This is a genomic window from Nitrospirillum guaranorum (assembly GCF_034653275.1).
GTDB lineage: Bacteria > Pseudomonadota > Alphaproteobacteria > Azospirillales > Azospirillaceae > Nitrospirillum.
Window position 1 is genome coordinate 1668483 of record NZ_JAYEES010000003.1, and the last position, 25026, is coordinate 1693508.

The 25026-nt window shown below is 67.1% G+C and carries 23 protein-coding genes; 17 read left to right on the plus strand and 6 right to left on the minus strand.

The genetic code is table 11. From position 1 onward, the window contains the following. Window positions 1–21 precede the first annotated feature (21 nt). The 4 genes from UAJ10_RS16620 (at window position 22) to UAJ10_RS16635 (ending at window position 4593) form a co-directional block, all read left to right on the plus strand. Window positions 22–1206 (plus strand): YdcF family protein, encoded by a 1185-nt coding sequence (locus UAJ10_RS16620; RefSeq protein ID WP_322916333.1) that lies wholly within the window; start codon window positions 22–24, stop codon window positions 1204–1206. Window positions 1207–1318: 112 nt separating this feature from the next. Then, window positions 1319–1711: a RidA family protein gene (locus tag UAJ10_RS16625; protein ID WP_145730105.1), complete on the plus strand. Its 393-nt coding sequence runs from the start codon at window positions 1319–1321 to the stop codon at window positions 1709–1711. Window positions 1712–1725: 14 nt separating this feature from the next. Further along, entirely contained in the window at window positions 1726–2259 is a 534-nt protein-coding gene (locus UAJ10_RS16630) for a GNAT family N-acetyltransferase (RefSeq protein WP_322916334.1), read from the plus strand. Window positions 2260–2349: 90 nt separating this feature from the next. Next, window positions 2350–4593 (plus strand): molybdopterin-dependent oxidoreductase, encoded by a 2244-nt coding sequence (locus UAJ10_RS16635; RefSeq protein WP_322916335.1) that lies wholly within the window; start codon window positions 2350–2352, stop codon window positions 4591–4593. Window positions 4594–4620: 27 nt separating this feature from the next. Here the strand turns inward: UAJ10_RS16635 and UAJ10_RS16640 are convergent, their stop codons facing one another. Next, window positions 4621–5019, minus strand: a complete 399-nt coding sequence (locus UAJ10_RS16640) for a thiol-disulfide oxidoreductase DCC family protein (protein ID WP_322916336.1) — start codon at window positions 5017–5019, stop codon at window positions 4621–4623. Window positions 5020–5148: 129 nt separating this feature from the next. On the opposite strand from UAJ10_RS16640, the gene UAJ10_RS16645 reads away from it, so the two are divergent. The 6 genes from UAJ10_RS16645 (at window position 5149) to UAJ10_RS16670 (ending at window position 11287) form a co-directional block, all read left to right on the plus strand. Beyond that, the gene (locus UAJ10_RS16645) at window positions 5149–5775 is read left to right on the plus strand and encodes a LysE family translocator (RefSeq protein WP_322916337.1); all 627 of its coding nucleotides are present in this window, start codon (window positions 5149–5151) and stop codon (window positions 5773–5775) included. A 32-nt stretch (window positions 5776–5807) separates the two neighbouring features. Then, window positions 5808–6401, plus strand: coding sequence for a hypothetical protein (locus UAJ10_RS16650; RefSeq protein ID WP_322916338.1), 594 nt, complete (start codon window positions 5808–5810; stop codon window positions 6399–6401). 274 nt (window positions 6402–6675) lie between these two features. Further along, a complete protein-coding gene (locus UAJ10_RS16655; RefSeq protein ID WP_322916339.1) occupies window positions 6676–8853 on the plus strand; it encodes a TonB-dependent receptor in 2178 nt (725 codons plus the stop codon). 25 nt (window positions 8854–8878) lie between these two features. Beyond that, complete coding sequence (locus UAJ10_RS16660; protein ID WP_322916340.1) at window positions 8879–9760, plus strand: amidohydrolase; 882 nt, start codon at window positions 8879–8881, stop codon at window positions 9758–9760. A gap of 84 nt (window positions 9761–9844) precedes the next feature. Beyond that, window positions 9845–10210 (plus strand): zinc-binding metallopeptidase family protein, encoded by a 366-nt coding sequence (locus UAJ10_RS16665; RefSeq protein WP_322916341.1) that lies wholly within the window; start codon window positions 9845–9847, stop codon window positions 10208–10210. 129 nt (window positions 10211–10339) lie between these two features. Next, window positions 10340–11287: a LysR family transcriptional regulator gene (locus tag UAJ10_RS16670; protein ID WP_322916342.1), complete on the plus strand. Its 948-nt coding sequence runs from the start codon at window positions 10340–10342 to the stop codon at window positions 11285–11287. 26 nt (window positions 11288–11313) lie between these two features. Here UAJ10_RS16670 and UAJ10_RS16675 read toward each other — a convergent pair whose 3' ends face one another. Next, window positions 11314–12186 (minus strand): AraC family transcriptional regulator, encoded by an 873-nt coding sequence (locus tag UAJ10_RS16675; protein ID WP_322916343.1) that lies wholly within the window; start codon window positions 12184–12186, stop codon window positions 11314–11316. 37 nt (window positions 12187–12223) lie between these two features. Between UAJ10_RS16675 and UAJ10_RS16680 the strand changes: the two genes are divergently transcribed. After that, on the plus strand, window positions 12224–12631 hold the full coding sequence (locus UAJ10_RS16680; protein ID WP_322916344.1) for a DUF2000 family protein: 408 nt from the start codon (window positions 12224–12226) through the stop codon (window positions 12629–12631). Window positions 12632–12846: 215 nt separating this feature from the next. Continuing rightward, window positions 12847–14988, plus strand: a complete 2142-nt coding sequence (dcp, locus tag UAJ10_RS16685; RefSeq protein WP_322916345.1) for a peptidyl-dipeptidase Dcp — start codon at window positions 12847–12849, stop codon at window positions 14986–14988. Between the two features lie 143 nt (window positions 14989–15131). On the opposite strand, the gene UAJ10_RS16690 is transcribed toward dcp, so the two are convergent. Continuing rightward, window positions 15132–15842, minus strand: a complete 711-nt coding sequence (locus UAJ10_RS16690) for a hypothetical protein (RefSeq protein ID WP_322916346.1) — start codon at window positions 15840–15842, stop codon at window positions 15132–15134. A gap of 152 nt (window positions 15843–15994) precedes the next feature. Here UAJ10_RS16690 and UAJ10_RS16695 point away from each other — a divergent pair, with 152 nt between their 5' ends. Further along, complete coding sequence (locus UAJ10_RS16695) at window positions 15995–16342, plus strand: ArsR/SmtB family transcription factor (RefSeq protein WP_145751289.1); 348 nt, start codon at window positions 15995–15997, stop codon at window positions 16340–16342. Next, window positions 16339–17313, plus strand: coding sequence for an SRPBCC family protein (locus UAJ10_RS16700; RefSeq protein ID WP_322916347.1), 975 nt, complete (start codon window positions 16339–16341; stop codon window positions 17311–17313). Before UAJ10_RS16695 ends, UAJ10_RS16700 begins: the two co-directional genes overlap by 4 nt. Window positions 17314–17334: 21 nt before the next feature. Here the strand turns inward: UAJ10_RS16700 and UAJ10_RS16705 are convergent, their stop codons facing one another. Continuing rightward, window positions 17335–19056: a J domain-containing protein gene (locus UAJ10_RS16705; RefSeq protein ID WP_322916348.1), complete on the minus strand. Its 1722-nt coding sequence runs from the start codon at window positions 19054–19056 to the stop codon at window positions 17335–17337. Further along, window positions 19053–20756 carry an Hsp70 family protein gene (locus tag UAJ10_RS16710; protein ID WP_322916349.1) on the minus strand — a complete coding sequence of 568 codons (1704 nt, stop codon included), beginning with the start codon at window positions 20754–20756 and terminating at the stop codon, window positions 19053–19055. Before UAJ10_RS16710 ends, UAJ10_RS16705 begins: the two co-directional genes overlap by 4 nt. A 240-nt stretch (window positions 20757–20996) precedes the next feature. Here UAJ10_RS16710 and glsA point away from each other — a divergent pair, with 240 nt between their 5' ends. The 3 genes from glsA (at window position 20997) to UAJ10_RS16725 (ending at window position 23789) form a co-directional block, all read left to right on the plus strand. After that, complete coding sequence (gene glsA / locus UAJ10_RS16715) at window positions 20997–22052, plus strand: glutaminase A (RefSeq protein WP_322916350.1); 1056 nt, start codon at window positions 20997–20999, stop codon at window positions 22050–22052. 110 nt (window positions 22053–22162) lie between these two features. Then, window positions 22163–23332 (plus strand): hypothetical protein, encoded by a 1170-nt coding sequence (locus tag UAJ10_RS16720; protein WP_322916351.1) that lies wholly within the window; start codon window positions 22163–22165, stop codon window positions 23330–23332. After that, on the plus strand, window positions 23304–23789 hold the full coding sequence (locus UAJ10_RS16725) for a hypothetical protein (protein WP_322916352.1): 486 nt from the start codon (window positions 23304–23306) through the stop codon (window positions 23787–23789). Before UAJ10_RS16720 ends, UAJ10_RS16725 begins: the two co-directional genes overlap by 29 nt. On the opposite strand, the gene UAJ10_RS16730 is transcribed toward UAJ10_RS16725, so the two are convergent. Then, on the minus strand, window positions 23773–24825 hold the full coding sequence (locus UAJ10_RS16730; RefSeq protein WP_322914931.1) for an IS481 family transposase: 1053 nt from the start codon (window positions 24823–24825) through the stop codon (window positions 23773–23775). The genes UAJ10_RS16725 and UAJ10_RS16730 overlap by 17 nt on opposite strands. Window positions 24826–25026: the final 201 nt, after the last annotated feature.

A 25026-nucleotide genomic window follows, 5' to 3' on the forward strand; every position in this document is an offset into this window, starting at 1 on the left:
GCGTGGGCGGCGGAACCCACGATGCCGGCAGCCAAGCCCCTGGTCTATAAACAGCCGCTGCGCGACAAGCTGTTCTATGGCTTGAGCCTGCTGTCTCGCGACCCGCAGGCGCTGGCGGCCGTGGCGACCGCGCCGGACCTGAGCCGCCTGGCGGCGGAGCGCCGCGCCCGGGCGCGCGGGGCGGTGGAGGCCTGCGGCGGCGACACCGGCTGTTACGTCCGCGGCTTCGACTGGTCGGACGCGGAGGTGGCGGCCGCCGGCCAGGCCTTGGCCGCCGCCCTCAAGGCCCATCCCGAGGCGGCGCAACGCCTGGCGGCCGCCCTGGACGCCAGCGGCCTCTACCCGGTGATGCCAGGCCAGGATGCCGACGTGGTGGTGCGCGCCTGGACGCAGGCCGCGGCCACCGCCCACCACATCCTGGCGGTCTATGGCAGCGGCGAGAAGCCGCGCGGCCCGGCCATCGACGGCCCCGCCTATGAAATCGCCACGCCGGCCTACGGCACGCTGGTGAAAAGCGCGGTGTCCGTCCTGGTGGACGGCTTGGCGGACGGCAGTTCGTTCTTTGAGCCGACGGAGGCGTTCGCCCTGCTGCTGCTGCAGATCAACCGCCGGGATGAGGCCGGCCGGTTCGAACCCATGGAGGCGGGGGAAAACAAGGCGGCGGTGGCCCGCCTGAAGACCGTGAACTGGGCCAAGTACCCCTATACCGCCCTGGTGGTGCCGGGCTATGGGCCGGAGACGGCGGGCGTGGCCCTGTCGGCCCCCGGCCTGCTGCGGGTGCAGTTGGCGGCCAGGCGCTGGCGCGATGGCAAGGCGCCGGTCATCATCGTCAGCGGTGGCAACGTCCATCCCAACCAGACGCCCTACAATGAGGCGCTGGAGATGAAGAGAGCCCTGGTGCAGGACTATGGCGTGCCGGCCGACGCCATCCTGGTGGAGCCGCATGCCCGCCACACCACCACCAACCTGCGCAACGCCGACCGCCTGATCTATCGCTACGGCATGCCCATGAACCGCAAGGCCCTGGTGGTCACCGACCTGGGGCAAAGCGGCTATATCACCGAGGATCGTTTCGCCACCCGCAACCAGGAGGATCTGGGCTACGTCCCCTTCACCGGGCTGGAGCGGGTGTCGCCCTTCGACGTGGCCTATCTGCCCACCCTGTCGGCCCTGGCGCTGGACGCGGGCGATCCCCTTGATCCCTGAAGCGCATCAGCCTTGCTTTCCCGCCGCTGGATCATAAAGAACCAGACGCTATGGTGTTCGCGCAATTAAACTGCGCCACCATCATGGTTGGCGACTGAAAGGGAAGTGAAGCATGGGTAGGCAGAAGGTTGAGGTGGCGTCCGCTTGGGGCGAGGCCATCGGCTATTCCCGGGCGGTCAAGGCCGGCGACCTGATTTTCGTGTCGGGCACCACCGCCAGCGGCGGCCCGGATGGCAAGGCCTTCCATCCCGGCGACGCCGGCGGCCAGGCCAAGGTGATCCTGGAGCGCATCGTGGCCGCCCTGGCCGAATTGGGCGCGGGGCCTGAGCATGTGGTGGAGACCCGCATCTATCTGACCGACATGACCACCTGGCAGGATGTGGGCCGCGCCCACGGCGCCGTCTTCGGCGGGGCCAAGCCCGCCACCACCATCGTGCAGGTGGGCCCCCTGATCTCCCCTGACCTGCTGGTGGAAATCAGCGCCACGGCGTCGTTGGCGCCGTAAGGCCGGCGCGGGGCATGGCGCTGACCGTCAGGCAGGAGGAGCCGGATGACGCCGCCGCCATCGCGACGGCGGTGCGGTGGGCCTACGCCGACGTGCCCTACAGCGATCATCGTGAGCATCTGATGATCGCCCGCCTGCGCGACAGCGCCGCCTGGATACCGGCGCTGTCGCTGCTGGCGGAGGAGGACGGCCGGGTGGTGGGGCACATCTTGCTGACCCGGGCCGCCATTCGCGGGGCCCGAGGCTCCACCCCGACCTTGGCCCTGGCGCCCCTGTCCGTCGTGCCGGAACGGCAGGGGCGGGGCGTGGGCGGCCGGCTGGTGAGGGCGGCGCACCAGCGGGCGCGGGATTTGGGCTATGGCTCCGTCGTCCTGGTCGGCATCCCGGATTATTACCGCCGCTTCGGCTACCGGCCCATGGCGGACCATGCCATCGTCGTGCCCTTCACGGTGCCGGCGCGGAACTGCATGGTCCTGGCGCTGACGCCCGATGGTCTGAGCGGGGTGGAGGGCATGGTGCAATACGCGCCGGAATGGATGGACGGCTGAGAGAAGGGCTAGCGACCGCTAGCGCCATACTGGACAGCGACACCGTCCACCCGCGATAGTTGGGCCACAATAAACCTGGGAGGCCCGCCCGTGACTGGTACAGAAACCGTCGCCCACCGCATCTGCCCCTTGTGCGAGGCCTGCTGCGGCCTGGAGGTCACGCTGGTGGACGGCGCCGTCACCCGCATCCGGGGTCATGACGCCGATGTTTTCAGCCACGGCTTCATCTGCCCCAAGGGCGTGGCGCTGAAGGATTTGCATGAGGATCCGGACCGGCTGCGCGCGCCGCTGATCAAGCGCGACGGCCGCTTCGTCGAGGCCACGTATGAGGAGGCCTTCGCGGAGATCGAGCGGCGGCTGACGCCCCTGCTGGAAGCCCATGGCCGCGACGCGGCGGCCACCTACATCGGCAACCCCGCCGCCCACAAGATGGGCCTGCTGCTCTACACGCCGGTGCTGGCGCGGGCGCTGGGCACGCGCAACATCTATTCCGCCTCCACCCTCGACCAGATGCCCAAGCAACTGTCCAGTGGCCTGATGTTCGGCCATTGGCTGAGCATCCCTGTGCCGGATATCGAGCGCACCAAGTTGATGGTCGTCCTGGGTGGCAACCCCATGGCGTCCAACGGCAGCCTGTGGACCGTGCCGGACTTCCGCGGCAAGGCGCTGGATCTCAAGGCGCGCGGCGGTCGGCTGGTGGTGATCGACCCCAGGCGGACAGAGACGGCGGCCCTGGCCGATGAGCATCACTTCATCCGGCCGGGCAGCGACGTCTTCCTGCTGGCCGCCTTGGTGCACACCCTGTTCCAGGAGGGGTTGGTACGCCTTGGCCGGCTGGCGGACCATGTGGCGGGCGTGGAGGAACTGCGCGCCGCCATCGCCCCGTTCACCCCGGAACGGGCCGCCGCCCACACCGCGATCCCCGCCGATACCATCCGCACCCTGGCGCGGGATCTGGCGACGCAGGAGCCGGCGGTGCTGTACGGCCGCATCGGCACCTGCACGCAGGAATTCGGTACCTTGGCCAGTTGGCTGGTCGATGCCGTCAACGTCCTGACCGGCAATCTGGACCGGCCGGGCGGGGCGATGTTCCCCAGGGCCGCCGCCTTCGCCGCCAACACGGTGGGGACGGGCGGCAAGGGGCGGGGCGTACCCCTGGGCCGCCGCCACTCCCGCGTGTCGAACGCGCCGGAGGTGTTCGGCGAGCTGCCCGTGGGCTGTCTGGCGGAGGAGATCGAGACGCCGGGCGAGGGCCAGGTGCGCGCCCTGTTCACCGTGGCCGGAAACCCCGTGCTGTCCTCCCCCAACGGCGACCGCCTGGCCCGGGCGCTGGACCAGCTGGATCTGATGGTCAGCGTCGACATCTACCTGAACGAGACGACGCGGCATGCCGACGTCATCCTGCCCGGTGTGTCGCCCTTCCAGGACAGCCACTACGACGTGGCCTTCCCGCAGCTGTCCTACCGCAACCACGCCCGCTACAGCCCGGCGCTGCTGCTGCGGCCGGAGGGCGTCCTTGCGGAATGGCAGGTGCTGCTGAAGCTGGCGGCCATCGCCGAGGGCAAGGGTGCCGGTGCCGACCCGGCCGCCCTGGATGACGCCATGGTCGCGGCCGATGTGGGGCGCTGGGCGGGCGACCACACCGCCGCCGTCCTGGCCGCCGTGTCGCGCTGGACGGGACCGGAGCGCCTGCTGGACCTGGCCCTGCGCGCGGGCCCCTATGGCGATGGCTTCGGCCGCAAGCCGGACGGCCTGACCCTGGCCAAGGTGACGGACAGCGTCGGCGGCATCGACCTGGGCGCGCTGCAGCCCCGTATCCCGGAGGTGCTGCGCACCCCCAGCGGCCGTATCGAACTGGCGCCCGATATGCTGGTGGCGGACCTGGTCCGGGCCGTGGCGGCCCTGGACCAGCCGGCGCCGGATCTGGTCATCATCGGCCGGCGTGACCTGCGCTCCAACAACAGCTGGATGCACAACCTGCCCGTCTTGGCCAAGGGCCCGTTCCGCTGCACCGTGCTGGTGCACCCCGATGACGCCCGCCGCCACGGCGTGGTGCATGGCGGCCGCGCCCGCCTGTCCCGTGCCGGCCGGGCGATCGAGGTGCAGGTGGCCGTCAGCGCCGACATGATGCCCGGCGTCGTCAGCCTGCCCCACGGCTGGGGCCATGACGCCGACGGCGCCCGCCTGGGCCTGGCCAGCCAGCGCCCGGGCGCCAACCTCAACGCTCTGCTGGACGAGAACCTGCGTGACCCGCTGTCCGGCAACGCCGTGCTGAGCGGTGTGCCGGTGACTTTGGAACCCGCCCCGTTGCCGGCGGTGCAGGCGGCGGAGTAGGGGGCAACGGTTTTGGGAACCGTGGCGCTACCAGTGCCCCTTGCGCCGGTTCCAGGCGTACAGCACGTCGGCGAAGCGGTCGTAGGCGAGGCGGGTGAGGGGACGGATCACCCGGTTGCCCAGCAGGGCGGCCAGCCAGGCGTCGCCCGGCGTGTGGCGCCAGATGGCGATGGCGCAGTCACCCCCCACCAGCAGGCGGCCTTGGTCGTCCATGCCGTGGAGGCGGCGGCGCACCGCCTCCACATCCGCCCCCACAGGGGCCAACGCGTCCGGCTCCAGGTTGATGTCGCGGAAGGCGATGATTCCAGCGCGGGCGGCCTGCACCAGGCGGTTGGCCTGCCAGTCGATGCCCGCGTTACAGACGGGACATTTGGTGTTGTACCAGACCGTCAGTTTCGGGCTGGGCGATGGGGCGCCGGTCGGCAAGCTGATCCCCGTCCGTTGTGGTCCGCGCAGTATAGCGGCCGGACGCGATAAGGACAGTGGCCGGGAACGGCAAAGTCTGGAAGAATCGATGGTCGAACGCCCCCCTGGAAGACCCTGAGACCTCCGCCCATGCTGCCCTTGGAAACCCTGCTGACCTTCATCACCGCCGCCGCCATCCTGGCCTTCGTGCCGGGGCCGGACAATTTGTTCGTGCTGACGCTGTCGGCGGCGCGCGGCTGGCGGGCCGGGGTGATGGTGACGCTGGGCTTGTGCACCGGCCTGGTGGTGCACACGACCGCCGTGGCACTGGGCGTGGCCGTCATCTTCCAGCAATCGCAGTTGGCCTTCACCCTGCTGAAGGTCGCCGGCGCCGCCTATCTGCTGTATCTCGCCTACAAGTCCTTCCGCGCCCCGCCGGAGGCGCTGGGCGGCGCCAAGGCGGGGGCTGACCGTTTCCTGGCCCTGTACGGCCGGGGCATCGTCATGAACGTGACCAATCCCAAGGTGGCCATCTTCTTCCTGGCCTTCCTGCCGCAGTTCGCGGCACCCGAGCGCGGCAGCGTCACCCTGCAGATTTTCCTGCTGGGGGCGGTGTTCGCCGCCGTGGCGCTGGCCTGCTTCTCTACCATCGCCGTGCTGGCCGGCGGCCTGAATCGCTGGCTGGCCCGGTCCAGCACCGCGCAAGTCATCCTGAACCGCATCGCCGGCGTGGTGTTCGTCGGCCTGGCGATCAAATTGGCGACGGCCCAGCGCTGAGGGCCGCCCGCCACCGTGAACGGGGGCATGTCATGGGGACGGAGGCCGTCTGTCACGCCACCTGGACCGGGGGCGCCGGCGAGGTGAAGGCCCTGCTGGAAAGCCGGGAACTGATCCTGCATGGAGAGGGGCGGCGCACCGTGCCGGTGGCCGCCATCACCGCGGTGAGGGTGGAAGGGGACGACCTGGTGCTGGCCACGCCGGACGGCCCGCTGACCCTGACCTTGGGCGCCGACATCGCGCCGCGCTGGGCCAGGAAGCTGACCACCCCGCCGCCCAACCTGGCACAGAAGCTGGGGGTGGGGCCCGCCACGCCGGCGCTGGTGATCGGCGCGGTGGATGATCCCGCCTTGGCGGAGGCGCTGGCGGGGTTCGTGGCGTCGAGCCCGGCGGAGGCCCGCTTGGCGCTGGCGGTGGTGGGGAACGTGGCCGATCTGGAGCGGGCGGTGGCCGCGCACGCGACTCTGACGCCGGGCGCCGCGCTATGGATCGTCCACGGCAAGGGCCCCAAGACCCCGTTCGGTGAGGCGCCGGTGCGCGCCTGGATGCGGGCCGCCGGTTTCATGGACACCAAAATCAGCGCCGTGTCCGCCGCCCTGTCGGCCACCCGCTATAACGCCAGGTGACGCCTGCTGCGGGGGTATCGCGCCCGTTGTCGTTCTAACTTTCAGTTATGGCGCTAATCGAAAATTTTATTGTGCGGCGCGGCACGCAAAAATAATCCTGAGCCCCTAACAAAATTAAAACAAATTCAAGAACGGGGTTCTTATGGAGGCTAAGTTCTGGGGAAGGGCGGCAGTATTGCCGGCCCTGATGATGGGTGCTGCCGTCGTTTCGATTGCCGGCGGCGCCTATGCGCAAAGCGTTTCAGCTAGGCCTGGGCAGGCCGATGGTGAAGACTTGACCGAAATCGTGGTCACGGCGCTGAAGCGGTCCACCTCTTTACAAGATACCCCCCTCAGCCTGAGCGCCATCAATGGCGACACGCTGCAGAAAATGGGGGCCAGCGGGATGGAGGATTATTTCCGCGCCATCCCCAACGTCAACCTGACCCAGGCCCAATTGGGGGCCAGCCGCCTCACCATCCGCGGCATACAGAGCGCGGGTGAAGCCACCGTCGGTCTCTATTACGACGAAACGCCGGTCACCGGCCCCTCGGGCACCACGCAAGACCCCGGCGCCACCACCGCCAACCTGAACTTGTTCGATGTGGAACGGGTGGAGGTCTTGCGCGGGCCACAGGGCACGCTGTACGGCGGCGGTTCCATGGGCGGCACCATCCGCGTCATCAGCAAGAAGCCGGACAGCCAGAAGTTCGCCGCCGCGTCCGAGGTGGAATACACCAACACCGACGGCGCCTCCGCCGGCTTCGTGAAGCAGATGATCAACGTGCCGGTGGTGACCGACAGGATGGCGGTGCGCGTCTCCGGCTATTACCAGACCACGCCGGGTTACGTGGACGACACCAAGCTCAAGCTGAAGGATGTCAACGACGGCAAGTCCCGGGGCGTGCGCACGCTGGTTGGCTTCACCCCCACGGACGACATCACCCTCACCGGCACCATCAGCTATCAGAAGCAGACCGCCGATGATCAGGTCGGCTGGTACCAGGCGCAGGGCCGCTACCAAACCAATTCGCCGGTGCAACTGCCCTATAACAATGAGATGACGCTGTACAACCTGGTCGGCACCTGGGATCTGCACTTCGCGACCCTGACGGCCAGCACATCCTTCTACAATTTCAACATCCTGCGCTCGATCGACTTCACGCCCAGCGTCCAGGCGCTGTCGACCGCGGCGGCCTACGTCAACCAGTTGTGCCCGCTGTACTTCGGCCAGGCGGTGGCCTGCACCGCGGCGCAGAAGAAGACCTACACCGCCACCGGCCTGTCCAAGACGCCCACCGTGGGCTATCAGCCGGCCACGCTGGACAGCCGCAACGACGAACTGCGGCTGAGTTCGGAGGGGGAGGGCCCCTTCGCCTGGACGGCGGGCGCCTACCTGGAAGACCGCCACGACCATATTGACAGCAACACGGCCACGGCCGACCCGGCGACGGGCCTGACCTATCAGCCGCTGCAGGATCTGTCCTACCGCTACATCAACACCTACACCAAGCAGACGGCCGAGTTCGGGGAGGTGTCGTACAGCCCCGTCGGCGATCTGACGCTGACCGCCGGCACCCGGCATTACGACTACACCAAGACCACCACCGGCCAGGCGTTGCTGGGCTCGGCCTTCACCGCGTCCGTGCCCACCGCCTATTCGGCGGTGAAGGCGGACGCGCAGGGCTGGGTCAGCAAGGCCAACGTCAGCTACAAACTGGCACCGGACGCCATGGCCTACGCCACCGCCTCGCAAGGCTTCCGCCCCGGCGGCGCCAACAACATCCCGGGCCTGGCCGCAGGCCTCGTGACCTATACCCCGGACAAGCTGTGGAACTATGAGGCGGGTCTGAAGACCAGCTGGATGGGCGGGCACCTGACGGTGGACGCGGCCGTGTTCCAGGTGGACTGGACCAACATGCAGACCAGCACGGTCACCAGCAACGGCCTCTACTCCTTCATCACCAACGTCGGCTCCGCCCGCATCCGGGGTGGGGAGATGGAGATCACCGCGCGGCCCCTGGCGGGCCTGGTGCTGACGGGATCGCTGGGCTACCAGGACGGCCATCTGACCAGCGACCAGGCCAACGCCGCCGTGCTGGCCACCGGATCGACCGGCCTGAAGGGCGACCGCATTCCCAACACGCCGGACCTGACGGCCTCGGCCTCGGCCACCTACACCGTCCCGCTGACCGCCCGCCTGAACGGCATGGTGCGGGTGGACTACAGCTATACCGGCGCCATGGTGTCCACCTTCCGGCCCAGCTACGTTTATTTCAACGAATACGGCAACTACAGCCTGGTCAACACCCGGGTGGGTGTGGAAGGCGAAGGCTGGGGGCTCTACGCCTTCGTCAACAACCTGACCGACGCCGACGGCATCGTCAGCGCCAACAGCAACCTGGGCTACACGCGCCTGGTCTACAGCAGCACGCCCCGCACCTTCGGCCTGAACGGCCGCATCTCCTTCTGACCTTGACCGACGGGATCCTCATCGCATGAAGACGACATCGCGTTATCGCCTGGCGCTGGCGGCCGGCCTGCTGCTGGCCGGCGTGGCCCCGGGCGCCTTGGCCTTCGACGCCATCCAGACCAAGACCGCCGTGGAGGCGGAGGTGGGGGCCGACTACGGTCACCTTGACGCCCTGTACAAGGACATCCACAGCCATCCCGAAGTGGCCTACCAGGAGGTGCGGACCGCCGCCCGCCTGGCCAAGGAGATGAAGGCCTTGGGCTTCGAGGTGACGGAGCATGTGGGCAAGACCGGCATCGTGGCGATCTACCGCAACGGCGCCGGCCCGACCGTGATGGTCCGGACCGAGCTGGACGCCCTGCCCATGGAGGAAAAGACTGGGCTGCCCTACGCCAGCACGGCCAAGACCACGTGGAACGGCAAGGAGACGTTCGTCGCCCACAGCTGCGGCCATGATATCCACATGGCGGCGTGGGTGGGCACGGCCAAGGCGCTGCTGGCCCTGAAGGACCAGTGGCACGGCACGCTGATGTTCATCGGCCAGCCGTCGGAGGAGGACGTCAGCGGCGCCAAGGCCATGATCGATGACGGCCTGTTCACCCGGTTTCCCAAGCCGGACCTGGGTTTCGCCCTGCATGTGGCGCCGGCGCCGGCCGGCACCATCCTTTACAAGGCGGGCGTGCTCAGCTCCACCTCCGACAGCCTGTCGGTGACCTTCCACGGCAAGGGCGCCCACGGCTCCATGCCCCACCAGTCCATCGACCCGGTGCTGATGGCGGCGCGCTTCGTCGTCGACGTGCAGGGTGTCATCAGCCGGGAGAAGGACCCGGCCGCCTTCGGCGTGGTGACGGTCGGCGCCATCCAGGCCGGTAGCGCCGGCAACATCATCCCCGACAGCGCCCTGTAGCGCGGCACCATCCGCACCTTTGACGACGGCGTCCGCGACAAGATCCTGGCCGGCATCAACCGCGTGGCCGCGGCGGAGGCGGAGATGTCCGGCGCGCCGGCCCCGGAGGTGGAGATCGCCTCGGGCGGCAAGTCGGTGATCAATGACGACGCCCTGACCAGCCGCACGGCGGCCGTGTTCAAGGCCGCCTTCGGACCCCGCGCCGTGCTTCTGCCGGCCCCCGGGGCAGCCAGCGAGGATTATTCGGAGTTCGTGCGGGCGGGCGTGCCCTCGCTGTACTTCGCCATCGGCGGCTATGACGCGCAGCAGCTGGCGGGCTTCAAGGCCGCCGGCAAGGAACCGCCGGTCAACCATTCCCCCCTGTTCGCGCCGGCGCCGGAACCCAGCATCAAGACCGGCGTCGCCGCCATGACGCTGGCGGTGATGGCGGCGCTGCAACCGGCAGGCTAAGGCGGGTCTCTTTCGTATAGGAAAAGGAGATGCGGACCCTTGGCCGGGCCCCCATCTCCTTTCCGTCCTTGGTGCTTTCGGGCGTAAGTTGTATAGTCAACTTCATCCGGCACCGGTCGGCGTTCTCCCATGAAAATCCATCAGTTGAAGGCGTTCGTCGCGGTCGCCGACTCCCACAGCTTCAATGAGGCGGCGCGCCTGCTGTCCGTCAGCCAACCCGCCGTGGCCAAGACCATCCGGGAGCTGGAGATCTGGGCTGGCCGCCAACTGGTCATCCGCAGTTCGCGCGGCACGCAGCTGACACCGGACGGCGTTTCGCTGCTGCGTCGCGCACGGGGCATCCTGGACCAGGTGGCCCGGGCGGAGCTTGAGTTCACCGGCTCCGGCCCGCATGAGCATGTGAGCCTCGGTCTCACCACCTCGGCCAGCGTCGCCGTCACGTCCACCCTGGTCGATTTCAAGAAGCGCAATCCTGACACCGGCTGGACCGTGCTGGGCGGATCGCGCCGCCCGCTGTTCGAAAAACTGTACAACCACACTCTGGACCTGGTGATCGCCACCCTGCCGGACAACCTGGAGGAGATGGGGACCGGCCTGCGGTTCGAGCCCTTGCTGCGCCTGCCCACGGTGCTGACCGTCGCCAAGGGCGACCCACTGGAAAAGGCCCGGTCCCTGGCGGACCTTACGCAGGCGGAATGGTTGTTCGCGGAGTCTGAGCAGAGTTTCGACCATCATTTCCGCAACGCCTTCGCCGAGGCGGGGGTGGATCGCCTGCCATCCTTCACCCGCTGTGAATCCACCTTCCTGGTACTGGCGCTGGCGGCCCGGCCCAACACCGTCACCATGTGGACGGGCCTGGCGCCCAACGCCATGAAGCTGCAGCTGAAGGTGCTGGGGGAGAACATCACGCCCCTGGCCTTGAAGGAAAAGTTGCCGGACATCACCGTCTGCGTCGTCTATCGCTCCGACCTCATCATGACACCGGCCATCCAGCGCCTGCTGGACCAGGTGCGGCGCCTGAAGGACAAGGACACGCTGGACCTGGGGCCCAACGCGCCGATGTTGTCTTTAGGTTAGCCGTCAGGCGGCCGGCGGGCCCCGCTTTACGCGCCCACCAACCCGGCCCAGCGCCCCGGCGTCACGCCGAAGGCCTTCTTGAAATGGCGGTTCAGGTGGCTCTGGTCGGCGAAGCCGGTGGCGGCCGCCACCTCGGCCAACGGCTCGCCCTCGGTGATCATGCGGCGGGCATGCTGCAGCCGCCGCATCACCAGGAAGCGGTGTGGGCTGGTGGCGAACAGCGCCCGGAAGTGTCGGGCCAGGGAATAGCGGTCCAGGCCCGTCACCGCCTCCAAATCCTCCGAGCGCACCGGCGCCAGGGCATTGGCCTCCAGGTAGTCCCGCGCCCGGTGGGCCTGGCGCTGGGCCAGCAGGCCCAGGGGCTTGGTCTTGGCGCCGGCATGGCGGGCCAGGCCGCGGGCGAGGCGGACCAGCAGGTCGTCCACCGCCAAATCCTCCAACCCCTCGTCCAGGGAACTGAGCGCCGGCAGCAGCACCTGGCGCAGCTCCGCGTCGGCCAGCACCGGCTGCCCGACGAAGGGCAGGGCGGCGCCCGGTTGTCCGTCGGCGTCCAGGCAGCGGCGCAGCAGCGCCGGTTCCAGGTACAGCATGCGATAGCGCAGGGCCTCATCCGTGCCGGCGCCGCCGTCATGCTCCTCATCCGGATGCAGGATGATGACGTTGCCGGGCTGGCTGTAGCGCCGCTGTCCCCGGTAATGGAAGGTCTGGACCCCGTGCAGCGTCACGCCCAGACCATAGGTGTCGTGGCGGTGGGGGCTGAAGGCGTCGCCATGGAAGCGCGCCTCGATCCGTTCGATACCGGGGAAGGCCGGGGCGGCGGTGATGCCGTCGCCCTGGTCGGGCGCAGGCGCGCCCGGCTCGCACAAACGTCCAAGACCGGCACCGGGGACGCTCGCCACAGTCTGGGCCTCCTCCGGCCTCAAGGATCCCGTCTTGATGTTCGATACCAAAATCGCCCTCGTCCTGCGCGAAGACCTGGCCGCCTGGCAGGCGCTGAACGTCACCGCCTTCCTGACCAGCGGCATCGTCGCCCAGTTCCCGGAGATCATCGGCGAACCCTACCGCGACCGTTCCGGCAGCGTCTACAACCCGCTGTCGGTGCAGCCGGTGATCGTGCTGGCCGCCGACGCGGCGGCCATGGCCACCATCCACCGCCGTACCCTGGAGCGGGGCCTGCGGACGTCCCTTTATATCGACGAGATGTTCCGCACCGGCCACGACGCCGCCAACCGCGCCGTCTTCGCCGATTTCGGGCCGGAGGATGCGCGGGTGGTGGGCCTGGGGTTGCGCGCCGACAAGAAGCTGGTGGACAAGATCACCAAGGGCGCCCGCATGCACCCCTGACGGCTGGGGGCGCTTCATGTCCTCCATGGGGCGGCAGCGGAAAATGCCGCAGGGTTCAGCGCCATGCCGTCACGGAAGGGGCAACGATCCTTCGCCAGACGTGGTACAACCTCCCCCTTCGGCGGGACCCTGCGGGGGGATCCGCCTGGTCACCCCCGTTGAACGACGGCCGTCGGCGGCGGGGAAACGAAACAAGAGACTGTCAGGGGATCCCGATGACACGTACCGTTCTGCTTGGAACCGTGGGCGCGCTGGCGCTCGCGACGCTCACCGCCACCCCGGCGCTGGCGGAGAAGCCCGCCACGGCTGGCGCCAATCCCTTCGCCGCCGCCAGCACCCTGCCGTTCGAGGCGCCCCGCTTCGATATCATCAAGGACGGCGACTATCTGCCCGCGTTCAAGCAGGGCATGAAGATCCAGCTGGCCGAGATCAAGAAGATCGCCGACAACCCGGCGGCCCCCACCTTCGACAACACCCTGGTGGCGATGGAGAAGTCCGGCCGCATGCTGGACCGGGTCAGCCAGGTCTTCTTCGGCGTGGTGCAGGCCAACACCAACGACGCGCTGGACAAGGTGCAGACCACGGTGTCGCCCCTGCTGGCGCAGCACAACGACGCCATCTATTTGAACACGAAGCTCTTCCAGCGGGTCAAGGCGCTGTACGACAAGCGCGACGGCCTGAAGCTGAACCCGGAGCAGGCCCAGCTGCTGAAGGTGTATTACCAGCAGTTCATCCATGCCGGCGCCATGCTGAATGACGCCGACAAGGCCACGCTGCGCGATCTCAACACCAAGCTGTCGTCGCTGGAGACCGCCTTCCAGCAGAAGCTGGTGGCGGCGGCCAAGGAAGGCGGCTTGGTGGTGGACGACAAGGCCAAGCTGGCGGGCATGGGCGACGGCGCCATCGCCGCCGCCGCCGAGGCCGCCAAGGGCCGCAAGCTGGAGGGCAAGTACCTGGTGCCGCTGCAGAACACCACGCAGCAGCCGGCGCTGTCCTCCCTCGACGACCGGGCCACGCGCCAGGCCTTGTTCGAGCGCGGCTGGACCCGCGCCGAGAAGGGCGACGCCAACGACACCCGCGCCGCCATTTCCGACATCGCCAACCTGCGGGCGCAGAAGGCCAAGCTGCTGGGCTTCCCCAACTACGCGGCCTATGTGTTGGCCGACCAGATGGCGGTGACGCCGGACGCGGCGGAAGGCTTCATGAAGCGGATGGTGCCGGCGCTGGCGGCGGAACAGAAGCGCGAGGCGGCCGAGATCCAGGCCCAGATCAAGACGGACGGCCAGGATTTCGCCCTGAAGCCCTGGGACTGGGACAAGTACGCGGAGCAGGTGCGCAAGGCCAAGTACGACCTGGATGAAGGCGCGCTGAAGCCCTATTTCGAGCTGCACACCGTGCTGGAGGAGGGGGTGTTCTACGCCGCCAACCAGCTGTACGGCCTGACCTTCAAGCGCCGCACCGATATCCCTGTCTACCAGTCCGACGTGCTGGTCTACGACGTCATCGACAAGGACGGCTCTCCCCTGGGGCTGATGTATTTCGACTACTTCAAGCGCGACAACAAGTCGGGCGGGGCCTGGATGTCCAACTTCGTCCAGCAGTCCAAGCTGCTGGGCACCAAGCCCGTGGTCTACAACGTCTGCAACTTCACCAAGCCCGCCCCGGGCCAGCCGGCGCTGATCAGCTTCAGCGACGTCACCACCATGTTCCACGAATTCGGCCACGCCCTGCACGGCCTGTTCGCCAACCAGACCTATGAGACCCTGTCGGGCACCAACGTGGCGCGCGACTTCGTCGAGTTCCCGTCGCAGTTCAACGAGCACTGGGCGTTGGACCCCAAGGTCCTGGCCCACTACGCCAAGAACTACCAGACGGGCGAGGTCATGCCGGCCGACCTGGTGGAGAAGATCAAGAAGGCCGCCACCTTCAACCAGGGCTATGCCCTGGGTGAGATCGTCGCCGCCGCCATGCTGGACCTGGAATGGCACAGCCTGCCGGCCGACGCGCCCAAGCAGGATGTCGACGCCTTCGAGAAGGAGGCCCTGGCCAAGACCGGCCTGGACGTGGACGACGTGCCGCCACGTTACCGCTCCAGCTATTTCCTGCACATCTGGGGCAACGGCTACGCCGCCGGCTACTACGCCTACCTGTGGACGGAGATGCTGGATGACGACAGCTACGCCTGGTTCAAGGACCATGGCGGCCTGACGCGGGAGAACGGCGAGCGCTTCCGCGAGATGATCCTGTCCAAGGGCCATACCGAGGACTACGGCCCCATGTTCCGCGCTTTCTACGGCCAGGATCCGGACATCGGGCCCATGCTGCAGAACCGCGGCCTGGCGCCGGAAGCCAAGTAAGCCTTCACCCGCGCGGGTTTGAGTGTGACGAGGGGCCGGTGGCGCATGCCGCCGGCCCCTTTTTTTAATGGACCGGCGCCGGGTTTATGTTTACCGACCGGCGACTGTCTAATAATCGGAACGCCTGTCAAACGGCCCCAGGCCTATTCGGATGATTTTGTAAGGCTCTCCAGGAAGAATCCATTCACTACAGCCGAATTCAGATCGCCGTCGGGAAAAACGCCTAACTGGCGGAGCTTGTCCGTTAGAGCTTCAAAAAGCTGATCGGTCGCTTGAGAGTCGTCCGCCATTTGATCGAGTTGGTCCGCGATATCCAGAACAGCCATCTCCTCAGCTTTTATATTTTCGGGGGATGCCGTATTGGTGCCTGATCGAACTCGAAACGCTGCGGTACGCCGCATGTAGTCTGCTAGTGCGCCTAGTGATGCCCGCCGTATCGAGGCTGCAACTCGATCTGCAGTTTTGAGATCGCCAGCTGTCACAAGCTGCTTGTGAAAGTTATTGAGATCATCAATTAGACTACGGGCCAGGGTTTCCGAGGCTAATAGTCGGTCAACCCGCCGCCGATTCCGGTCCGTGCTGCTTGTCTGTTCCCCTTCCACAGCGGCAGCCCGGCCGCGCTTCCTATCCAGGACGGCTGCGTCGGCTGCAAGCTTTGCCTCATCGACGCTGTGGGCGAGCCCATGCCTAAACGTCTTCATCCCCTGCCGAGCGCTGTCGGCTACGTACCAAGCAAAACGCCCCTCAGCATTCGGTTCTTCGAATGCCGTTCCGCTCAGACCGTCGCCAAAGAATTTAACCCAATTCGGGCCAACGCCATGCAGGCCCTTTTGATATCGTCTCCAACCGTCCATAGCGCACCTCGATTTATGTCGCGACGTAAATATGAGTTATTTTTGTCGCGACGTAAATAAGGAATCGTAATTAGCTGGCGGCTTTCTAGCTCAATCCGGCAAACAAACACTAAACACCTTGCTTTAGTATTCGCGTCGAGATACTAAAGCATATGCTTAACCAACCATCCCCTCTCGACCTCACCTTCCAGGCGCTTGCCGACCCCACCCGCCGTGCCTTGGTGGAACGGCTGGTGCGCGGGCCGGCGTCGGTCAGCGAGCTGGCGCAGCCGCTAAAGATGTCGCTGCCGGCCGTCATGCAGCATCTGGCGGTGCTGGAGAGTTCCGGCCTGGTGCGGTCGGAGAAGGTGGGGCGGGTGAGGACCTGCCGGATCGACGCCGCCCAGCTGAGCCTGGCGGAGCAATGGATCAATCAGCGGCGCATGGAATGGGCCGGTCGCCTGGATCGGCTGGGCCGCTATCTCGAAACACTAAAAGACGAAGACGGAGAGGAATCATGACCCAAGTTGGAACCCAGGCCGCCGACGCGGCCGCGCTGCGGCCCGAGCCCGTGCGCATCTCCCGCGCCATCCCCGCGCGGCGCGAGACGGTGTTCAAGGCGTGGAGCAAGGCGGAACATGTGAAGCACTGGTTCGCGCCGGAGCATTACACCGTGTCCCACGCCACCGTGGAGATGCGGGTGGGCGGCGCGTTCGAGGTGTGCATGCGGGCGCCGGACGGCACGGAGCATTGGACACGCGGCAGCGTCGCCGAGGTCACGCCCATCGACCGCCTGGTGCTGGACCTGCGCGTGGACGGTGGCGACGGCAAGGTGCTGTTCACCGCCTGGACGGAGGTGACCTTCTCCGACACCACCTGCGGCACGCAGCTGGACATCGTGCAGACCTACACCGTCTATGATCCCGCCATGCTGACCGCCATCGGCGGCGCGCCGGAAGGCTGGTCCCAGACCCTGGACAAGCTGGCGCGGCACGCCGCCCACCTGGACGGCCGCACGGGCGACCTGCCCACCGAGCGTTCCGTCGTCCACGCCGTCTTCAGTCTGGAGCGCACCTACGACGCGCCGGCGGCTCGCGTCTGGCGAGCCCTGTCGGATTTCGAGGCCAAGGCCAAGTGGTTCGGCGGCGACCCCGGCCAGTGGGAATCGCTGGAGCGCAGCATGGACTTCCGCGTGGGCGGCACGGAGCGGGCCAAGGGCCGCTGGCAGGGGGGCGTGACCTCCACCTTCGATGCGCATTACCTGGACATCATCCCCCAGGAACGCATCGTCTACAGCTATGTCATGCACCTGGATGAGCGGAAGATTTCCGTCTCGCTGGCGACCATGGAGTTGAAGCCGGCCGGCGCGGGCCGCACCACCCTGAAGATCACGGAGCAGGGGGCCTTCCTCGACGGCTATGAGGACAACGGTTCTCGCGAGCACGGCACCGGCTTCCTGATGGACCGGCTGGGCGCCTCGCTGAAGGACTGAGGGGGCGAATAACCGACCGGATCAGGCGGCCTGGGGGCGTTTCAGCTGATAGGCGATCATGCCCAGCACGCTGGCCATCAGCACCAGGCCGCCGATCAGCAAAACGTCGTGGGTATCCACCGCGCCGGCCATGGTGTGGGCGACGCGCAGCACCACGCCCGTGCCCCAGATGGCGTAATAGCGCCGCTTCGCCGCCTCGCCGGAGAGGGCGAGCGAGGGCACGCGCTCCAGGACCTGCACCAAGGTCACCGCCGCCACGGCCCAGGGCAGCAGGCCCGGCGTGGTGTCGGCCGCGAACAGCAGGCCCATGGTCAGCAGGGCCGCCAGCGCCAAGCCCGCCAGGGCGCGGCGCCGCCGGGGCTGCTCGATCTCCGCATACCACCAGCGGGTCAGCAGGCCGGCACCGATGCTGGTGGCCAACAGCGCGCCCGCCACCGCCACGGCGAAGGCCGGCACCAGCGCCGCCGGCAGCAGGGGTCCGATCCAGAACAGCCAGAACACCAAGGGAATGCTGTTGGCCAGCAGGATGCGCACGGCCTGGCGGCTGGTGTCGTTGGCGTAGACCATCTGGAACAGGCCAGCCCACCACAGGGCCAGCGTGGCCGCCGCCGCCGTGAGGGGGATGCCGACGGATGGCGGCAAGGCCAGGGCCACGGGGATCAGCGCCAGGCTCAGGGGGGCCCAGCCCAGGCGGATCGCGGGTCCGGCGTCCCGGGCCCAGCGCCGCCGCAGCCATCGCGCCGGCATGCGCACGCCCAGCCGGTAGGTCAGGCCGGCGGCGGCCAGCAGGGGCGGTATCAGCAGGAAGCCCGCGGGCCACGCCGCCAGATCCTCCAATGACGGGCTGGCCTCAAGATAGACGTAGACGGCCAGGAACAGGGGCGTGGCCAGCAGCAGCCACGCCAGGCCGGCGCTGACCGGCTCGGCCGCCAGGTAGGCCTCCCATGCCGCCAGCACGTCCGCGTCGAAATTGGCACGCAGCGAGGGGTAGTCGTTACGGATCAGGGTGATCAGGCCGCGCACGTCCTTGGTCAGGTCCGGCAGGGACAGGCGCAGGCGCGGACTGTACCGGTCCGGCGGCGCCTGCAGCAGGCGATAGGCGGCGGCGTAGGTGTGGTCCCGGCCCCGCAGCTTGGCCAGGAAGGCCAGGTCGCGCCCCCGCTTGTGCACGGCGGCCAGCAGGGGCGTCTGCGTGCCGGCCTTGGCCGTGTCCCAACGGAAATGGGCGCTGGCGAGGGGGACCAGCGCGTCCGAGCGGGGCGCCGTCGACAGCAGCAGCCGGGCCAGCCAATCCTCCGTCCGGTTCTGCACATCGATATGGGCGAGGGCGGGGGAGGCCAGCACGGCCGCCAGGGCGTCCTTGAGCGCGGTGGGGTCGGCGGGGGTTGGGGCGGAAAGCAGATCGCCCAAATGATTGCACAGCGCGACGTGGCGGATCACCGCCTCGTCCACCGTGGGTTCCGGGGGCGGTGCCTCCGCCGGCGGCGCCTCGGCGGGGGTCGGCGACGGTCCTTCGGCGGCAGGTGGCGGCGCCTCGGCCGTCTCGGCCTCCTCCGCCGCCACGCTGGCGTCCGGCGCCTGCCGGCGGGCGTGCAGCAGGGCTTGCTCATAGGCCTGGCGCAGCGCCTGGAATCCATCCGGATCATCCTCCGGATTGGTGACCTTCAGGCGCCGGGCATAGGCGCGGCGGATGGCCAGTTGGTCGCCCGTGGGCTCCAGCGCCAGGATGTCCCAGGGGTTCACAGGTACGTCTCGCCTTCCAACTGGTCCAGCGCCTCGCTCAGCGACTGGCGGGCGGTCTCGATGGCGCGGGGCTCCTGGCTTTCCAGGACGCCCTCGAACTGCGCCAGCAGGTGGGCGACATAGGCGCGCTTGTCCCCCAGGAAGTCCTCATAGCAGCGGTTGGCGCGGGCCAGGACGGCGCGGTTGGCCTCGGTGTCGCGCGGGTGGACCTTCAGGGCCGCCAGCGCCTGGCGCCGGGCCTCCAGGTCGTCGGGCTTGACCGATTCCTCGTCCGTGATGACCAGGTTCCGTTGCTCCCCCGTCTCCGGCACGTGGACGTCCACCTCCAGCAGGCCGTTGATGTCGTAGGTGAAACGGCAGTCAACCTTGACGGCGCCGGCCGGCCGGGGCGGCACGGGGATGCTGACCTGGCCCAGGGCGACGTTGTCCTGCACGTCGCGCGACTCCCCCTGGTAGATGGTGAAGGTCACCGCCTTCTGGTTGGCCTGCAGGGTGTGGAAGCTGCTGACCCGGCTGGCGGGGATGACGGTGTTGCGCTCCAGGATGGGGGAGAAGATGCCGGTGCGCAGGCTGCCGTCGGGGTTGCGCTCCGCCACGTCCACGCCCAGGGAATAGGGGCAGACGTCGGTGATGACCACCTCGTTCAGGGCGGCGTCGCGGCCCTTCAGCCCGGCCTGGACGGCGGCGCCCAGCGCCACCGCCTCGTCGGGGTGCACGGAATGGGCGGGGAAGCGGCCGAACATGCGGGTGACGGCGCGGCGCACCGCCGGCATGCGCGTGGCCCCGCCCACCAGCACGATCTCGCGCAGTGACCGCGCCTCCAGCTGGCCGTCGCGCAGCGCGCGCAGCACGGGCTCGCGCAGGCGGTTCAGCAGGCCTTCGGCCTTGGCTTCGAAGGCTTCGGCCGTCAGCTCGTACTCATAGGTCTTGTCCTTCCACACCACGCGCACCGGCGTCGACCCCTGCTCGCTCAAGGCGCGGCGGGCGCGTTCGGCGGCGGCGCGCAGGCGCTGGTACAGGGCATCGCTGTCACGCGTGTCGCGGCCCCAATCGGTGGCGAAACGCTGGCGCAGGTCGTCCACGATCAGCTCGTTGAAGTCCTCACCGCCCAGGCGGTTGTCGCCGCTGGTGGCGCGCACCTCGATCACGCCCTCGAAGATCTCCAGGATGGACACGTCGAAGGTGCCGCCGCCCAGGTCGAAGACCAGGAATTGGGTCTCCGCCTCCAGCTGGTGGATGCCGTAGGCCAGGGCGGCCGCCGTCGGCTCGTTCAGCAGCCGCTCCACCTTCAGGCCGGCCAGCTCACCCGCCCGGCGCGTGGCCTTGCGCTGCTTGTCGTTGAAATAGGCCGGCACGGCGATGACGGCTTCGGTCACCGGCTGGCCCAGATAGGCCTCCGCGTCGGCCTTCAAGGTCTTCAGCACCAGGGCCGACAGCTCTTCCGGCAGGAAATCGCGCTTGCCGAGGCGGGTGACGCGCTGCGAGCCCATCAAGCGCTTGAAGGCGGTGGCGGTCAGGGTGGGGTGCGTGGCCTGGCGTTCGCGCGCCGGCAGGCCCACCAGCACCGTGCCCTGGTCATCCAGGCTGACGGCGGAGGGCGTCAGCCGGTGGCCGAGGCTGTTGGGAATCAATTCCGCCTTGCCATCCCGCCAGACGGCCACCGCGGAATTGGTGGTGCCCAAATCGATGCCGACGATCAACCCAACGACCCTCCTGATACACCAACCGGCGGTACGCATCATGCCGCCACCGTTCTAGCCGCCGGGACGGCCAGGGGGAAGGGCGGATGCCAGCATGCGGCCAAGATCATGCGGCCAAGATCATGCGGCCATGATTAAGGCTTCTTGGCGGACAGGCGGCCCCGCTACAGTGACGCCAAACACCGGCACCCGAGCATCGCCATCCAGATGCCGGCCAGCCTGAACGAGGGGGATTATGTGATGAAGTCCGGTTTGACCCAGCGCGCCCGCGCCTGGAGCGCCGCCGTCGCGCTGTCGCTGACCTTGCTGGGCGCCGGCGCCGCCCCGGCGCGTGAGGCCCCGCCCGCCGACAAGGCCATCCAGCAGGCGGTGGACCAGGCCTACGCCAAGGTCAAGGGCGTGATGGACGGGGAAAACGCCAGCTACATCCCCTATCTCGCCAAGGCCGACCCCAAGCTGTTCGGCATCGCCGTGGTCACGGCCGATGGCCGGGTGTTCAAGGCCGGTGACGCGGGGCAGGAGTTCCCCGTCGAGTCGATCGCCAAGGTCTTCACCCTGGCCCACGTGCTGAAGGATCAGGGGCCAGACGCGGTGATGGCCAAGATCGGCGTGAACGCAACCGGCCAGCCCTTCAACTCCGTCCTGGCCATCGAGCTGAACAACGACAAGCTGACGGGCAGCCCGCCGGCGGGCAATCCCCTGGTCAACGCCGGCGCCATCGCCGCCGCCAGCCTGGTGCCGGGCGCCGACGTCAACGCCCGCTGGAAGGTGGTGCTGGACACGGCCTCCGCCTTCGCCGGGCGGGCGTTGGCCCTGAACCAGGACGTCTACCAGTCGGAAATGGCCAGCAACCAGCATAACCAGGCCATCGCCCTGCTGCTGCAAAGCTATGACCATCTCTACGCCGACCCGGCGGCGACGGTGGACCTTTACACCCGCGAATGCTCCTACAACGTCAGCGCCGTGGACCTGGCCACCATGGGCGCCACCCTGGCCAACGGCGGCACCAACCCGATGAGCCACAAGGTGGTGGTGGACGTGGGCACCAGCGCCCGCGTGCTCGCCGTCATGGCCACCGCCGGCCTCTACAACACCACGGGCGAATGGCTGTTCAAGGTGGGCCTGCCGGGCAAGAGCGGCGTGGGCGGCGGCATCCTGGCGGTGGCGCCGGGCAAGCTGGCCATCGGCGTCTATTCCTCCCGCCTGGACGCGGCCGGCAACAGCGTGCGGGGACAACTGGCGGTGCAATCCATCGCGGAGACGCTGGGCCTGAACCTGTTCGCGCCGGGCAAGTAGGCAAGAGCGACGGGCGGCCGCAGCGCGAGAACGGCCGGCCCCTTCGCCTTTAGATTGACAGGAACAAAAATAGAACACATGCTGCTCTTCCAGCAACAGGGAGAGCGAGCATGGATGGTTGGCAGCGTCGGTACCGCCTGAGCAACGGCCCGGGTGGCCTGGGTGTCAGTTGCACGGGCGAAGGCTTGGCCTTGGCGGGCGTACCCCTGCTGGTCAAGGGTGCGGGCGGCTTCCGTGCGCGCCCGGCGGCGGAGGTGGCGGTCCTGCTGAAGCGCGCCTACGCCGGTGCCGGGCCAGGTGCGACCGTGCTGCCCGGCATATCCAAGATCGCCGATGCCCTGAACCGGGGTGACTTGGTCCAGGCCATGATCCGCGCCGTGCACCTGCGCTTGCCGGAGTTGGACTGGGACGCCGCCGTCCGCCTGGCCCGGGCCAACGACAACCTGGCGAAGTACAGTCCCGATCAACCGCGCGATTGGCATGGACGCTGGACAGATGGGAATGGGGTGGCAGAGGGGGGCGAACCGGCTGAGGCGAAGCCCAAGAATGCCGATGGGCACGAAACGCCCGTCAGGCCCGGAAAAAAGGAAACGGACGCCCCCACAGCTCAACCGTTGCTCCGCGTTTCTACTGCATCCGATTTCGCCATTCCCGCGACGCCGGCGGCTGCGCCCAAAGACTTCGTATTCGCGCAGAGCTTCAACGACCGGGTCCATACTTATTGGCAGGAAAGCTTGGCGCCCTTGTTGGCGGCGCACGGCACCAAGCCCCCCGTCGGACAGAAGGAGTGGGTCATTGAGGAAGGGGCGACCATCGTTGCCAGGAAAGACAATGGCGCCTTGGAGCTGCAGAATGAAGGTGGCCTGCCGCGGGGAAAAGATATTTCAGAAAGAGAGTTTCATCCGGATCTCAATTTGAAAGAACCAGATAAGTATATATTATTGGGTACCGTACACACACATCCTTATGACAGTGGCGTCACAGGTGCTTCATTCAGTGGTTATGATGTATATTATTTGATGAGTGAGCATATTAATTTCTCATTTGTGCAAAGTGGGGAAAGTCAGTTTTTGTTTCTGAAAACAAAACAGACGCCGAGGGTATTTAATCATATCGATGTCATCAATTATCAAGATGAGAGAATTCACCAGCTGATGCAGGAGAATCCAAGTCTTTCCATGGCGCGGGCCAGTAGCATCGCGAATGTGGAAGTCGCAAGAGAATATCATCTCGCTTATTATGAGGGAAGCAATGGCAAGCTATCTCGCGTTTCTCCGTAAGGTGACTCTGGGTGTCGCGGTCATTGCCATGCTTTCAATCGGGACAGCCAGCGCAAGAGATTTTTGCTGGGCATATCCCGGTGTTGAGGCGACAAGATATAGTAAAGGTATTACAATTTATCCGGGTCAATTTAGGCGAGTCATGTGGTATTGGCGCTTGGCCAGAACTGCCGTGAGGCACAAAGACTATCGAGGCGCAAATCAGGAGTTGCTTAGGGCGATGGGTGCCCTAGGATCCTGTGGCAAGTATGAAATTGTCGAGGATGATTCTGGATTTCACGAGCTCGAAGCCGACGATGTCGAGAAACATGGCAAATCTGAAATGGCCGCTAGAATAAGAATGGGACTTCTTGAAAGCTATTTTGGTGACTGTATGGAAGATTTTCTCAGGCTGTACAGAGATGGTTATCCCCTGACAGTCGCCCCCTCTGGTGAGGTTATCAGGCGGCGGGTTTGAGGTCGGCTTCGGGCGCCTCCTTCTGTGGCTTGGGGATACCGTCGCGGAAGGCCTGGAGGGGTGTTCTGCCCTTCATGCCGCGCCCCTGATGGGGCCGCTTGGTATTGTAGACGACCAGGTATTGGTCGAGCACGACCTGCATCTCTTCGATGGTGTCGAACCAGGTGCGGCGGCCTTCGACGCGGAAGTGCTCATCCAGCAGCGTGCGGTGCAGGCGCTCGACGATGCCATTGGATTGCGGGCGTTTGACCTTGGTCCGCTTGTGCTCGATGCCTTCCAGTTGAAGGAACAGTTCGTAGGGGTGCTGGTCCTCGCGGCCACAGAACTCGCGGCCGTTGTCGCTAAGCACGGCCTCGACGGTGGCGTCCTCGGCCTCGAAGGTGGGCAGCACGTCGTTATTCAGGGTCTGGACAGCGGTCAACGGCAACTTGTTGGCGTAGAGCCTGGCCCAGGCATGACGGCTGTGGCAGTCGATGGCGGTCTGCAGGTAGACCTTGCCCACACCCTTGAGGACGCCGACGAAGAAGGTGTCCACGGCCACCAGGGCGCCGGTGTGGGGCGCTTCGATGTGCCGTTCCCGGAACTCTGGGCTGAAGCGTTCCAGCAGGCGGATTTGCTCGTCCGAGAGGGTCAGCCTGCGCTCCGCCGTGCTCTTCTCCAGGCGCAGCAGTCGGTCGTGCTTGGTCAGCAGGTTGTGGCGCTGCCACACGCCACGCACGCCGCCGGATGATACCTGGATGTTCCGCATGGCCAGTTCCTGGGCCACCCGCAGAGGGCCGTGGCAGGGATGGGCCAGGGCATGGTCCAGCACCGCCGTTTCCACCTCCGCCGGCACGCGGTTGGGATGGGGGCCGCGCGGGCCGGGCAGACGGTCGATCAGGCCATCGGCGCCAAAGGTCTGGTAGTTCCGGCGGATCTCATAAAATTGCTGTCGGCTGTAGCCCATTACCTTGCAGGCTTTGCTGACGTTGCCGAGGTCGGACGCAAGTTCAAGCAGGCTCAGCTTACGGCGTGCTACCTTCTGTGCCGTGGTCATGTCGTTCTCCGGTCTTTGGGTTGATGTTGCTCGCAACTCCATCAAACCCTACCAGAGGTGGCATGGCCACACCGGCTCCCGCGGGGGCCGGTGTGGCCGGGACTGTCAGGTCATTACTCTCTCAGCACACTCAGGCAAACTGAGAAGCGGGACCCTCCTTAAGGAATTGGGAGTCCTTGAATGGGGTATCGGGCGGGGCAG

Excerpts from the sequence above, each read along its gene's own strand:
- UAJ10_RS16620 (WP_322916333.1), top strand. The coding sequence starts at position 22 with ATGCCGGCAGCCAAGCCCCTGGTCTATAAACAGCCGCTGCGCGACAAG.
- UAJ10_RS16625 (WP_145730105.1), top strand. The coding sequence starts at position 1,319 with ATGGGTAGGCAGAAGGTTGAGGTGGCGTCCGCTTGGGGCGAGGCCATC.
- UAJ10_RS16630 (WP_322916334.1), top strand. The coding sequence starts at position 1,726 with ATGGCGCTGACCGTCAGGCAGGAGGAGCCGGATGACGCCGCCGCCATC.
- UAJ10_RS16645 (WP_322916337.1), top strand. The coding sequence starts at position 5,149 with ATGCTGCCCTTGGAAACCCTGCTGACCTTCATCACCGCCGCCGCCATC.
- UAJ10_RS16650 (WP_322916338.1), top strand. The coding sequence starts at position 5,808 with ATGGGGACGGAGGCCGTCTGTCACGCCACCTGGACCGGGGGCGCCGGC.
- UAJ10_RS16660 (WP_322916340.1), top strand. The coding sequence starts at position 8,879 with ATGAAGACGACATCGCGTTATCGCCTGGCGCTGGCGGCCGGCCTGCTG.
- UAJ10_RS16665 (WP_322916341.1), top strand. The coding sequence starts at position 9,845 with ATGTCCGGCGCGCCGGCCCCGGAGGTGGAGATCGCCTCGGGCGGCAAG.
- UAJ10_RS16670 (WP_322916342.1), top strand. The coding sequence starts at position 10,340 with ATGAAAATCCATCAGTTGAAGGCGTTCGTCGCGGTCGCCGACTCCCAC.
- UAJ10_RS16680 (WP_322916344.1), top strand. The coding sequence starts at position 12,224 with ATGTTCGATACCAAAATCGCCCTCGTCCTGCGCGAAGACCTGGCCGCC.
- dcp (WP_322916345.1), top strand. The coding sequence starts at position 12,847 with ATGACACGTACCGTTCTGCTTGGAACCGTGGGCGCGCTGGCGCTCGCG.
- UAJ10_RS16690 (WP_322916346.1), bottom strand. The coding sequence starts at position 15,842 with ATGGACGGTTGGAGACGATATCAAAAGGGCCTGCATGGCGTTGGCCCG.
- UAJ10_RS16695 (WP_145751289.1), top strand. The coding sequence starts at position 15,995 with ATGCTTAACCAACCATCCCCTCTCGACCTCACCTTCCAGGCGCTTGCC.
- UAJ10_RS16700 (WP_322916347.1), top strand. The coding sequence starts at position 16,339 with ATGACCCAAGTTGGAACCCAGGCCGCCGACGCGGCCGCGCTGCGGCCC.
- glsA (WP_322916350.1), top strand. The coding sequence starts at position 20,997 with ATGAAGTCCGGTTTGACCCAGCGCGCCCGCGCCTGGAGCGCCGCCGTC.
- UAJ10_RS16720 (WP_322916351.1), top strand. The coding sequence starts at position 22,163 with ATGGATGGTTGGCAGCGTCGGTACCGCCTGAGCAACGGCCCGGGTGGC.
- UAJ10_RS16725 (WP_322916352.1), top strand. The coding sequence starts at position 23,304 with ATGGCAAGCTATCTCGCGTTTCTCCGTAAGGTGACTCTGGGTGTCGCG.
- UAJ10_RS16730 (WP_322914931.1), bottom strand. The coding sequence starts at position 24,825 with ATGACCACGGCACAGAAGGTAGCACGCCGTAAGCTGAGCCTGCTTGAA.